We start from the raw sequence: 6,946 nt of genomic DNA on the forward strand, positions 1-6,946 counted from the left end.
GTGCCGGTCGAGGCCGCGGGCGCGGTCCCGCCAGAGGCGCTTGCGGATCTACCCGCGCAGGCGGTGATCTGGTGGGGCGATGACGCGACCGGCCGCGCCTACGAGGCCGCGCTGGCCGAACGCGAGGGCCCGATCGTTGCATTGATCACGGCCCAGCCCGATGCCGCCCAGGTGCTGCACGAACGCCACGTCTGCATCGACACCACGGCGGCGGGCGGCAACGCGGCGCTACTCGCCGCCGTCGCCCAGCAGGACTAGCACCGCGCGGGGGGCGCTGCGCGATCAGGTCCAGTCACCCCTGGCGGTTCCGACCGCGTCGGCAACATTCGCGAAACCGTCGCGCGCCAGCAGGGCGTCCAGCCCGCGCGCGATCTCGCCGGCCAGCGAGATGCCGCCATAGACCATCGCGGTGTAAAGCTGCACCGCCGAGGCCCCGGCGCGGATCTTGGCATAGGCCTGGTCGGCCGAGCCGACGCCGCCGACGCCGATCAGGGGCAGCCTGGTCAGGGTCGCCAGCCGGGCCAGCACCCGCGTGGATCGGTCGAAAAGCGGCTGGCCGGACAGTCCGCCCGGCTCGTCCCGATGCGGGCCGCGCAGCCCGCTGCGGGACAGCGTCGTGTTGGTGGCGATGATGGCCGCGACGCCGGCGGTCTCTGCCACCGCGGCCACCTCCTGCAGCTCGGGGTCGGACAGGTCCGGTGCGATCTTCAGGAAGATCGGCACGCCGCCCGCGTTCGCGGCCATCACGCCCTCCAGCAGTGCGGCAAGCGCCGCCTTGCCCTGAAGGTCGCGCAGTTTCTCGGTGTTGGGGCTGGAGACATTGACCGTGGCGAAATCGACATGCGGGCCGCAGTGGCGCAACACGGTGGCGAAATCCGCCGCCCGATCGGCGCTGTCCTTGTTGGCGCCCAGGTTCAGGCCCACGATCGCCCCCGCCGGGCGGCGGGCCAGACGCGCCGCGATCGCCGCCATCCCGTCATTGTTGAAGCCGAAACGGTTGATGGCGGCAGCATCCTCGGCCAGCCGGAACAGGCGCGGTCTGGGGTTGCCCGGCTGCGGACGCGGGGTGGCGGCCCCGACTTCGAGGAACCCGAAGCCGGTCCGGGCCAGGGGTCCAAGCGCGACCGCGTTCTTGTCGAACCCGGCGGCCAGCCCCACGGGGTTGGGCAGGTCCAGCCCGGCAAGCTGCGTCTTAAGACGGGCCGATGTCACCGGCCCGCCCCGCGGCCCGAGCCCCAGGTTGAGCGCCCGCAACGCCAGATCGTGTCCGATTTCCGGGTCCACCGCGCGCAGGGCACGCAGGCCGACCTGTTCCAGCACCCTCACGAGACGGGCACCTGCGGCACGCCATCCACGACCGGGATCGGCCTGGCCCAGAGGACCTCATCGCGCAGAAGCGGGCGGTTGTAGAGATGCGGGAACTCGGCCCCACCGCGCGAGACCTCCCAGCGCAGGTCATCGCCATAGGTCGCGGCCTCGAGCGCGGCGAGCATCAGCCCGGACTGCCCGGCAAAGTGCTTTTCGGCGGTCTCCTGCGCCTGCACGGCGGTCGAGGCATGGATATAGCCGTCGGCCAGGTCGATCGGGGCGCCATCGAAGCGCCCGGTCCTGTCGAGAACGGCCCATTGGTCGGCGGTCAGAATCTTGTAAATCAGCATGGTGGACGGTTTGGCCCGTGACTGCCGCCCCGTCAAGCAGGCCGCCTGTCATGCAGGCGTCACGCAGGCGGGCTAGGCCTTGTCATGACGGGGGTTTTGACTCCCGCATGGCTTGTGCGCAAGCTTGCTGCATTCCAACATCTGAGGGGTATGACCATGACCGTCCGTCTGCTTTCCACAACCGCCGTGCTGGCCATGACCGGCAGCATGGCAGCCGCGGAATATTCGCTGACCATCCTGCACACCAACGACATGCACAGCCGCATCGAGTCGATCAGCCGCTTCGATTCCACCTGCGGCGCCGAGGCCGAGGCCGCCGGCGACTGCTTCGGCGGCATCGCCCGCGTCGCCACGATGGTCGAGCAGAAACGCGAGGACCTGGCCGACCGGAATGTCGTGCTGCTGGATGCGGGCGACCCGTTCCAGGGGTCGCTGTTCTACACCACCTACAAGGGCGCGGCCGAGGCCGAGTTCATGGAAGAGATCGGCTATGACGTCATGGCCGTGGGCAACCACGAATTCGACGACGGCCCGCCCAAGCTGGCCGAGTTCATCGACGCGGTCAGCTTCCCGGTGGTCTCTGGCAACCTCGACCTGTCGTCCTCCGATGTTCTCAAGGACCGGGTGCAGAACCACGTGGTGCTCGAGGTGGGCGGCCAGCGGATCGGCGTGATCTCGGCGCTGGCCTCGGACACCGGCGAGACCTCGAGCCCCGGCCCGAACGTGACCTTCCAGGACGAGATCGACAGCCTGGCCGCGGATGCCCAGACCCTGACCGACGAGGGCGTGGACATCATCATCGCGCTCAACCATGTGGGCCTTCCGGCGGATCGCCGCATCGCCGAGGCCGTGCCGCAGATCGACGTCATCATCGGCGGCCACAGCCACACGCTGATGACCAACGATGACGCCGACACCCCGGCCTATCCCGCGATGATCGAGGGCACGCCGGTGGCGCAGGCCTATGCCTACACCAAGTACCTGGGCGAGCTGACCCTCACCTTCGACGATGACGGCAACGTCATCGAGGCCACGGGTGATCCGATCCTTCTGGATGCCTCGGTCACGCCGGACCCCGAGATGTCGGCGCGCATCGCCGAAATGGGCGCCCCCATCGAAGAGATGAAGACCGAGGTCGTCGCCGAGACCGCCGAGTCGATCATCGGCGCGCGCGAGGTCTGCCGAACCGGCGAGTGCGAAATGGGCAACCTGGTGGCCGATGCCATGCTGGACCGCGTCGCCGACCAGGGCGTCCAGATCGCGATCCAGAACGGTGGCGGGCTGCGCGCCAGCATAGAGGCCGGCGAGGTCACGATGGGCGACGTCCTGACCGTTCTACCCTTCCAGAACACGCTGTCGACCTTCGAGGTCAGCGGCGAGACCATGGTCGCGGCGCTGGAAAACGGCGTCGGCGAGGTCGAGGAAGGCGCGGGCCGCTTCCCGCAGGTCGCCGGCATGTCCTTCACCGTGGACCTGAGCGCCGAGCCGGGCAGCCGGATTTCCGATGTCATGGTCGGTGGCGAAGCGATCGATCCGGGCGCGACCTACGGCGTTGTCTCCAACAACTACGTCCGCAATGGCGGCGACGGCTATGCCATGTTCGTGGGCGCCGAGAACGCCTATGACTATGGCCCCGACCTGGCCGATGTCACGGCGGAGTACCTGGCCGAAAACACCCCCTACGCGCCCTACACCGACGGCCGCATCACCGTCACGGGCAACTGAGGTCAAGTCGCCCGCGGACGTTGGCCCCCGGCGCGCAAGCGGCGGGGGCTTTTTCACGCCTCGACCGCGTCTTCCAGCGCGCGGTAGCGCAGGCCCAGGGTCACGGCGCGCGCGACAAAGCTGGTCAACATGGCCATCCACAGACCGTGATTGCCGAAGGCCGGGATCAAGAGTGCCGCCGCCAGAACATAGATCGCGAGGGACAGGGCCATCATGTTGCGCATGTCGCGGGTGCGGGTCGCACCAATGAAAATGCCGTCCAGCATGAAGGGCGCCGCGCCCAGCAACGGGGCCAGCACCATGTAGGGCAGGAAGACGCGCGCCACCTCGCGCACCGGCTCGGCCGTGGTCATCACGTCGATGATCGGGCCGCCGAAAGTGGCGAAGGCCCCGGCCAGAAACGCGCCCGACATAAAGGCCCAGACCGAACAGAGCAGCGCCGCGCGCCGCAGGGCCGCCCGGCGGCGCGCGCCCATGGCCTGCCCCACCAGCGTTTCGGCGGCGAAGGCAAAGCCGTCCAGCGCGAAGGCGGTGATCGTCATGAACTGCAGCAGGATCTGGTTGGCCGCCAGGGTAACGTCGCCGAACCGCGCCCCAAGCAGCAAAAAGGACACGAAGATGCCCTGCAACAGCAGCGACCGGATCAGGATATCCGTGTTCACCTGCGCGAAATGGCGCAGCCGGGCGGGGTCGAGCACCCGCGCCCGGTCACACCAGGACGGATTGGCGAAGGCGGCCCGGCAGAACCACAAGCCCAGCGCCAGCCCGGACAATTCGGCGATGAAGGTGGCGATGGCGACCCCTTCCACACCCCAGCCCAGTTGCAGCACGAACAGCAGGTCCAGCCCGATGTTCAGCCCGTTCATCACCACCTGCAGCACCAGCACCGCGCGGGTGCGCTCGGCCGCGATCAGCCAGCCGGTGATGGCATAGATCGCGATGAGCGCCGGGGCCGACCAGACCCGGATGGCCATGTAGCCGCGGGCCAGCCCCTCGACCTCGGCACTGGCGGGCGACAGCCAGAAGCCCAGCGCGAAGATCGGCCATTGCAGCACGATGATCCCAAGCCCCCCAAGGGCGGCGATGGCCAGACCGCGGGTGAGGATCGCCGCGCCCTCGGCCGTGTCGCCACGCCCCAGCGCCTGGGCGGCGAAACCGGTGGTCCCCATCCGCAGAAAGCCGAAAATCCAGTAGATCGCGGTCAGGATCGTGGCCCCGATCCCAACGGCGCCGATGGGCGCCGCCGCCCCCATCTGCCCGACAACACCGGTATCCACGGCGCCAAGGATCGGCACGGTGGCGTTTGACAGCACGATGGGCACCGCAATGTTGAGCACCCTGCGGTGCTTCAGCGCCTCTTCCATGCCCTCAGCCTTCGCGGGTGGGCATCAGGAAATGCCCGGTGGCCTGGGCGAACATGCGGTCGCGGTTGTCCTGCCAGGCCTCGACCTGGACGCTGGCATAGCGCCGCCCCGAGCGCACGACGCGGGCACGGGCATAGGCGTCGCGCGGCAGGCCCGAGCGCAGGTAATCGACCGTCAGGTCGATCGTCTTGGGCAGGCGCGGCGCGCGGTCCGCCAGTTGAATATCGGCCCCGCCCTGTTCGATCTCGTCCCAGCGGGTGGTCCAGGACAGCTCCACGATGGCCGTGGTTTCAAGAAAGGCCGCCGTCACACCACCATGCAGCGCGGGCAGCATGGGGTTTCCGATCAGGTCGTCGCGGTAGGGCAGCAGGGCCGTCAGTTCATCGCCCCGCCGGTCGAACCGGATGCCCAGGAAGGCGATGTAGGGCACCGCTTCGACCAGCGCCTCGAGCGCGGCATCGCGGCGCTGCTTGACCACCTGCACGGGTTCGGGGCGTTTCATGAGGCACCTCCCCTTTCGATGGCAAAGGCCCCGGCGGCACTGGCAACGGGGCGGTCCGCGTCGTCATCCAGTGCCACGGCCCGCATGAAGGCGACCGAGCGGGTGACGTGATAGCACTCGGCCCGCGCCGTGATCGCCTGCCCCGGCGTCGCCGGGCGCATGTAATCGATGCGCAGGTCCAGCGTCGCGGTCGAGATCGGCGCGACCGGGTGGATCATGACCGCCGCCCCGCCGCAGGTGTCCAGCAGCGCCGAGACGGCGCCACCATGGATCACCCCGGTTTCCGGGTCGCCTATCAGACGGTCGTCATAGGGCATGGTCAGCACGGCACGGCCGGCGTCGATCTCGCCCAGCTTCATGCCCATGGCCCGGGCATGGGGGATCGCCTCGATGAATTGCCGCGCCAGTTTCGCGCGCCTGTCCGCGTCGCTGTCCTCGTGCATGGGTGTCCTTTCCTTGCCGCGCAGGGTCGCCCGTCGCGCGGGGCGGCGCAAGCCCTCGCGCCTGACGTTGCCCCGACGCCGGGGGAGGTCTAGTTTGCGGGTCACGGAGGATTCCATGACCGATACACGGCTCGGCTTCAAGGCCATGTGCGACCGCTTCGAGGTGACGCCACGGACCCTGCGCTATTACGAGTATATCGAGCTTCTGGCCCCCGAGCGCGAAGGCCGGTCGCGTTTCTACGGCCCGCGCGAGATCGCCCGCATGACCCTGATCCTGCGGGGCCGGCGCTGGGGATTCAGCCTTGAGGACATCCGCCAGTGGCTGCTGATCTACGAGCACGAGGGCACCGAGGCGCAGATGCGCGCCTTCGTGGACCTGGCCGATCGGCAACTGGCCGACCTCGCCCGCCAGCGCAACCAGCTTGACGAGATGATGGGCGAACTCGAGGCCCTGCGCGACGAGACCGCCGGGTCGCTGGATTAGGCACCCTGACCTTGCGGCACCGTGCGGCCCGGTGTCACTCTGTCCGGCGGTGACGCGCGGCCCGGCCTAGGGCAAAGAAAAGTCCCGCAGACCGTCGCGCCCTGACCGCGTCGCGCAGGCGCTACAGGGTCATCTCGGGCTGTCGGCACCGTAGGGGATTTTCCGAACGCGCCATCCTGTCAGCACGGATCGGATCATGAGCGGCAGCTGGCGCACCTCATGCCAGCCGCGCGAGGCGTGAAACATGATCGTTCTTTCCCGGTATCGCGAAGCCGCGATATCGGATTGCAGGGACTTGTCCTGCATGGCCAGACCGGGGGACAGCACGCCGTATCTTTCGTTCGCGAAATATCGCGTCCGGCGCGGATAGAACAGGAAATGATCGACCGGCACCTTGCTGTGCAGAACCGCGTCGACCAGCCGCGCGGCGGCACAGCGGTGGATGAGATAGGCTCCGGCGCCGGGCGACATATGCCGAAGTTCCATCAACTGGTGTCCGGTGGGAAGGGGCGGACCGACGGGTCTTGTTACCTGACCGTCACCACCGCTTTCGATCTTCAACAGCGGTATGGACGCATCCCGAGTGCCTGCCAGTTCCGCGACGACTGCTGCCGTGCGCGTGTCGAGCACCAGGTCATCCTCAAGGATCAGGCCCCACTCCGCATCATGCGGGTACTGTACCCTAAGGTCTGGAAATTCGCTCGAGTTGGGGGCCATGAGCCCCTGCTGGGGCGCGCCCCAGCAGGGGCTGCCCATTCTGGTATTCCATG

General features: G+C 68.4%; 9 protein-coding genes. 3 read left to right on the top strand and 6 right to left on the bottom strand.

The window, feature by feature from the left end; translation table 11 throughout:
- On the top strand, positions 1-258 hold a 258-nt coding region (locus ACH107_RS28305), incomplete at its 5' end, for a hypothetical protein (RefSeq protein WP_412509079.1).
- A gap of 24 nt (positions 259-282) precedes the next feature.
- On the opposite strand, the gene ACH107_RS28310 is transcribed toward ACH107_RS28305, so the two are convergent.
- Both ACH107_RS28310 and ACH107_RS28315 read right to left on the bottom strand, forming a co-directional pair.
- Positions 283-1,326, bottom strand: a complete 1,044-nt coding sequence (locus tag ACH107_RS28310; protein WP_412509080.1) for a quinone-dependent dihydroorotate dehydrogenase — start codon at positions 1,324-1,326, stop codon at positions 283-285.
- Positions 1,323-1,658: a DUF952 domain-containing protein gene (locus ACH107_RS28315; RefSeq protein WP_310691578.1), complete on the bottom strand. Its 336-nt coding sequence runs from the start codon at positions 1,656-1,658 to the stop codon at positions 1,323-1,325. Before ACH107_RS28315 ends, ACH107_RS28310 begins: the two co-directional genes overlap by 4 nt.
- Positions 1,659-1,814: 156 nt before the next feature.
- Between ACH107_RS28315 and ACH107_RS28320 the strand changes: the two genes are divergently transcribed.
- Positions 1,815-3,383: a bifunctional metallophosphatase/5'-nucleotidase gene (locus tag ACH107_RS28320; protein WP_412509082.1), complete on the top strand. Its 1,569-nt coding sequence runs from the start codon at positions 1,815-1,817 to the stop codon at positions 3,381-3,383.
- 53 nt (positions 3,384-3,436) lie between these two features.
- Here ACH107_RS28320 and ACH107_RS28325 read toward each other — a convergent pair whose 3' ends face one another.
- The 3 genes from ACH107_RS28325 to ACH107_RS28335 are packed head-to-tail and all read right to left on the bottom strand — an operon-like array spanning position 3,437 to position 5,692.
- The gene (locus ACH107_RS28325; protein WP_412509084.1) at positions 3,437-4,747 is read right to left on the bottom strand and encodes an MATE family efflux transporter; all 1,311 of its coding nucleotides are present in this window, start codon (positions 4,745-4,747) and stop codon (positions 3,437-3,439) included.
- A gap of 4 nt (positions 4,748-4,751) precedes the next feature.
- A complete protein-coding gene (locus ACH107_RS28330; protein ID WP_310691575.1) occupies positions 4,752-5,249 on the bottom strand; it encodes a PaaI family thioesterase in 498 nt (165 codons plus the stop codon).
- Complete coding sequence (locus ACH107_RS28335; RefSeq protein WP_310691574.1) at positions 5,246-5,692, bottom strand: PaaI family thioesterase; 447 nt, start codon at positions 5,690-5,692, stop codon at positions 5,246-5,248. Before ACH107_RS28335 ends, ACH107_RS28330 begins: the two co-directional genes overlap by 4 nt.
- 115 nt (positions 5,693-5,807) lie before the next feature.
- Here ACH107_RS28335 and ACH107_RS28340 point away from each other — a divergent pair, with 115 nt between their 5' ends.
- Entirely contained in the window at positions 5,808-6,176 is a 369-nt protein-coding gene (locus ACH107_RS28340; RefSeq protein WP_310691573.1) for a MerR family DNA-binding transcriptional regulator, read from the top strand.
- A gap of 129 nt (positions 6,177-6,305) precedes the next feature.
- On the opposite strand, the gene ACH107_RS28345 is transcribed toward ACH107_RS28340, so the two are convergent.
- Positions 6,306-6,946, bottom strand: a 641-nt coding sequence (locus tag ACH107_RS28345) for a hypothetical protein (protein ID WP_412509086.1), incomplete at its 5' end; no start/stop codon positions are given.

The organism is Roseovarius halophilus (ex Wu et al. 2025) (genome assembly GCF_047086965.1).